General features: G+C 50.9%; 7 protein-coding genes. 4 read left to right on the forward strand and 3 right to left on the reverse strand.

Going from position 1 to position 4,328, the window contains the following annotated elements; genetic code table 11:
- The 4 genes from ACCAA_RS21810 to ACCAA_RS13610 all read left to right on the forward strand — a co-directional run.
- The coding region (locus ACCAA_RS21810) for a hypothetical protein (RefSeq protein WP_222104811.1) at nt 1-234 on the forward strand (234 nt) is incomplete at its 5' end.
- A gap of 219 nt (nt 235-453) precedes the next feature.
- Nucleotides 454-1,284, forward strand: coding sequence for a hypothetical protein (locus tag ACCAA_RS13600; RefSeq protein WP_186407791.1), 831 nt, complete (start codon nt 454-456; stop codon nt 1,282-1,284).
- An 82-nt stretch (nt 1,285-1,366) separates the two neighbouring features.
- A complete protein-coding gene (locus ACCAA_RS13605; RefSeq protein WP_186407792.1) occupies nt 1,367-1,756 on the forward strand; it encodes a DUF6232 family protein in 390 nt (129 codons plus the stop codon).
- Between the two features lie 85 nt (nt 1,757-1,841).
- Nucleotides 1,842-2,375: a hypothetical protein gene (locus ACCAA_RS13610; RefSeq protein ID WP_186407793.1), complete on the forward strand. Its 534-nt coding sequence runs from the start codon at nt 1,842-1,844 to the stop codon at nt 2,373-2,375.
- A 747-nt stretch (nt 2,376-3,122) separates the two neighbouring features.
- Here ACCAA_RS13610 and ACCAA_RS13615 read toward each other — a convergent pair.
- The 3 genes from ACCAA_RS13615 to ACCAA_RS22500 all read right to left on the reverse strand — a co-directional run.
- A complete protein-coding gene (locus tag ACCAA_RS13615) occupies nt 3,123-3,578 on the reverse strand; it encodes a thermonuclease family protein (RefSeq protein ID WP_245754576.1) in 456 nt (151 codons plus the stop codon).
- Nucleotides 3,579-3,609: 31 nt separating this feature from the next.
- Nucleotides 3,610-3,933, reverse strand: coding sequence for an IS66 family transposase (locus ACCAA_RS22495; protein ID WP_281193196.1), 324 nt, complete (start codon nt 3,931-3,933; stop codon nt 3,610-3,612).
- Nucleotides 3,873-4,328, reverse strand: a 456-nt coding sequence (locus tag ACCAA_RS22500; protein WP_281193197.1) for an IS66 family transposase, incomplete at its 5' end; no start/stop codon positions are given. The genes ACCAA_RS22500 and ACCAA_RS22495, both read right to left, overlap by 61 nt.

Genomic DNA, 4,328 nt, shown 5'->3' on the forward strand with positions numbered 1-4,328 from the left:
GCAAGCGCTGCGCTCCGCACCAACCTGCTCGGTACGTGTGGTAGGGGGGCTAAACGCTTACGCCGAGAGGAATGGCAATATGCACTTCAATACCGCTGTCCAGATAGCAAGTGTGAAGGGTTTATCCGTCCAGTTTATTGGCAAAAACCAATGCCCGACCCACCGCCCGAGCTAAGTCACGTCAATTTTAAGTACGTGCCATTGGCTGACCGGATCAAAGTCGAGCACGATTGACAGTAAGAAATGCTCTCTGGGAAGGTCGTTCCTATCTAACCGCACATCGCTAACGCTTGTACCCACTTGCTGAACTAGGGTATGATGCTGGCGAGTTGTTGAAGCATTCAACGAACTTGAAACCATTAAGGCTATCAACGTATGCCATCAGAATCTGACTTCGCCAAGCGCAGGTACGAAAACACGCCGTTCATCCTGAGCAATTCCAAGATAACTCGCGTGGTCGAAGTCGCAAGAGAACGTCTTGAGCGATTTAGCGGTGATATGCCCATTAGTGAGGAGTTTGTTGTGAGCTTCAAAAAGAATAACAAAATGCTTAAAGTGGATTCGTTACAGAAAGTGCTTCAGTTGGATAATAGCGTAAACAATCCAATTCAAGAGATCGCAATTAATCTGTTGTGCTTCCCGGAATTGCCGGATAAAGGCGGTGTGATAAGACTAATTTTTAGTGGCGCAAGTAGAACGATATCCTTGGTTGTAGGTTCCCCCGATGTAGTATGGATGCAAGAGACGATGGGGTCTCTTGAAGAACAAGTGGAGCGCACTATTCCAATAGGCTTAATTTACCCCATTAAATTGTTGCCGGGCATTTTCTATCTTGCGTTGTTTTTCTTGCTCTCCACTGTTTTTTTGAGTATTTACAATGCGAACGATCGGTTTCACAAGATTGGTTTTAACGTGATACCTGAACAACGAGCGCGGGAAATAGCTGCGCTACAGGCGTTGGCTAAATCTGACCAAGAAAAAGCTGATTTTGTATTTCAGTACCTTTCAGCTACAGTGCCAATAGCTAATGATAGCCAACCACCTAAAAAATATAGCCTGAAAGAACCTAGGACTTATTTCGTTGCCGTTCCTATGATAGTTGCCGTAATTAGTTCTCTGTGGGCAATTGCCTTTTGCTACCCGTTGAATGTTTCCGCGTGGGGTGACTGGGCTGAAGCGTTAGACCGAAAAATTGAGCAAAGAAAATGGATATGGGGCGAAGTGGTTTTTGCGACGGTGATAGGGGTTGCTGGAAACCTCTTCGCTTTTGGTGTGACAACCTAGCACCTAAAAAGTCTCCTGACACAAGGTTATACATTTTTCTAGCACATATCACCCTACATAAATTTTACTTATTGGATGAAAGATGGAAGAAAAGACTTTCTTTGCGTACGAGGATGTAAAGGTCACGAGCAGTCGCTTTATCTCTGGTGGCCAGACATTTGCGATGAGCAACGTAACCTCGGTGAAAGCCTTTGAGCAGAAGCCTTCCCGATTTGGTGGTATTATTTTCTTGTTAGTGGGACTTGGCTTCGTGGTGAAGGAAGTGCTTTTAGGTGTTCCCTCAGTTGAATCGGTTATTTTTGGTATTGTATTAACGGCCCTTGCTGCGCTCTACTTATACAAGCAGAAGACCGTGTATCACGTAATGCTCGCGACCGCGGGGGGTGAGACAAGTGCGCTGAAGACATACCAGAAGGAATATCTGGATCGAGTCGTTGGCGCTCTAAATCAAGCTATCGTTTATCGTGGTTAATGTTTTGATGCGGAACGCTACGCTGCCAAACACGCAAATCTACGATAACCTTTATTTGCGTAGTTCTTAACTTGTGACGGCCTAAATGGACATCCTAACAATTGTGGTATCTAGTACGGTCACTTCGGCACTTATTAGTGGGCTTATTGGGGGTTGGTTTAGTTTGCGTTCTAAGCAGGCTGAGTATGCAAACATATACTACAAGATGATCTTGGAGCGCCGTATGGTTGCATATGAGGAAGTCGAGCGTTTGATTGGAGAAATCAAGATTGCGGTTGTTGATAACGATCAGAGGCCGTATCACCTGCTGTTTTCTGGCGACAATGATCACGCTACTGTCTATAAGCTTCTACTCGGCACGATGTCAAATGCTCTCTGGCTTACCGACGAACTATTTGATCTAACGAGACAACTTAACTTGCTCGTCTACAATGCCACAGCCCCAGAGAAGGGTCTAGTCGAGTTCGGAAAGAACAACTACAAGACGGTGGCAGAACTTCGCACAAAGCTGGAAAGAACCCTTGCGAATGATATGCTTGTGCTCCACGACATACCAGCTTTCTTGAAAGCGAAGAAGCCAACTGATGGCTACACTACGCTTCCACGTCACACAACCTGATTGAGATAGGCGTCAAGATCACAAAGGCTAATGAGGCTGATGCTCTTGCTTCCTGGCGGTACAGGCTCTGCATCCACCCACAGACAAGCCAATCAGCGGCTTGTACCATCGCCACTGCCCCCCTCGTCGCTGAGGGCTTTGCTAGTCTGTGTCTGTTCGCGATCGCACTTAGCAGCGAGAGCTTTTCTAGTTAGCAGCCTCAGTGTGGTTTATTTCTGGCGGAGTTTAACTGAGGCTGCTAACGGCTACGGCTTAGGGCATTGTGTATCCGAAGAACTTTGTAGGCTCCCCTTGATGGTGCGTGTTGTTTGTTGCATCCCCATTAGTGTTCGGCCCGATACCAACATAAAGTTTTGTTCCACCGTGAATTGGATGTAAGCTCAAATATCCAATACTTTCAGTAGATCCTCCGCGGTGATTGTCATTGGGGGAGACAATTTTATTATTTACACCGCCAGTTGTACCCGCAAAGACCTCAACATAGTCCCCTGGTGGGTTAGCATCGGCATCGTCAATGGTCCACCCGACTGGGTCCGTAGACTCATTCAAGTGCTTATAGTAATTGGTGACGACACCGTTTTGACTGGGGCCTGTCCCAACGTACAATTGGACTTTCCTCGTTAGAGCCATATCGAATTCTCCTGTTAAGGTTGAAAACATCGAAACCGAAAGGCGGGCCAAGGCGCACACACCCAAGACGAGCATACGAGAAGGCTAATCTACTTGTCAAGAATTCTCTCTGGAGCCTTAAAGTAAATGTGCCTGCTTCCGCCACTCCCAAGGTGGAACAGCATCACCATCAACCCACAGACCAACACGCCTGTTCCTGGCCAGCACTTCCGCTTGCTCATAGGCTACACGATCCGCTAGTGATTGCTCGTGTGCATAGCGTCTGTACCACCAGGCCATGCCATCGGAGACTTGCTTCAACCCTACGTCTTGGCCATCAACCATCACCTTGCACAGGTCCCGCTGGTAGCGGTCCTTCTTCGGACAGTCGGCGATGGCGCTTTTGTTGAAAGCTAGCTTGGCCAAGTTCTGCTTCGACCGTTCGCCGAACGGCTGGTGGCGTTCTGGTGCGTCGATTCCGATGACTCGAACCGTGTGTGGTTGCTGATCGACCAGGAGCGTGAGGGTGTCTCCGTCGGTGATGCCGATGACGTAGCCTTGTAGTTCTGTGGCCTTGCTTGGCAGCGAAAGCACGACACGTATTGCGAGTAACCGTTCACTCCCCCTATACCGCTGCCGGGATGGCAGGGAGCGGGGGGAGCGGCAAACCCTTGCGCGCGGCAGCGATGACGGTGCCGAGGTAGCGCCAGGTGGAGGCGCCGCGACGGCGGCAGGTTTCGATGACGCTGGCCAGGAGAGCGAAGGCGCGAGAGCCCTCTTCGGAGCGAGTACCGTGGCTGATATTGCGCGCAATGACCCAGTGGCGCAGCACCTGTTCGGCGGCGTTGTTGGAGAGCGGCAGGTGGGGCTCGGCGATCGGGCGCAGGATCACGTCCCAGTCGTAGAGGAATTCGCGCACGACGCTGCGCAGCACCTTGTGGTCATCCATCCGATGCGCCTCGCACAGAGATGCCGGAGCCGCGCGATGTCGGCGGTGTGGCGCACCGGCAGCCCTTCCGGTGGCGGCTCGATCCGTGCCTCGTAAATGGCGTCCATCAGCATTTGCATGATGCCTTCCATCTCCTTCCCGACCCCGGCCACCCGTCCATCGCTTGATTCGGCCAGGCCTCGCAGCTTGCGTATCAGATGCGGCCAGCAGCGCAGGCGGTTTTTCCAGGCGCGGTAGACCACGTAGCCATCGCTGATGAGAATGCCGTTAAAGCCGTCTTGCAGGGCATTCTCCAGCATTTCCGCGCTGCGCGGGCCAATCAGGAAGAGCACCGTGTAGGTCGTGACCAGAGCCCAGAGCCACAGCCGCAGGCCGGATTCCTTCCACGACGTTTC

The organism is Candidatus Accumulibacter aalborgensis, assembly GCF_900089955.1.
Lineage (GTDB): Bacteria > Pseudomonadota > Gammaproteobacteria > Burkholderiales > Rhodocyclaceae > Accumulibacter > Accumulibacter aalborgensis.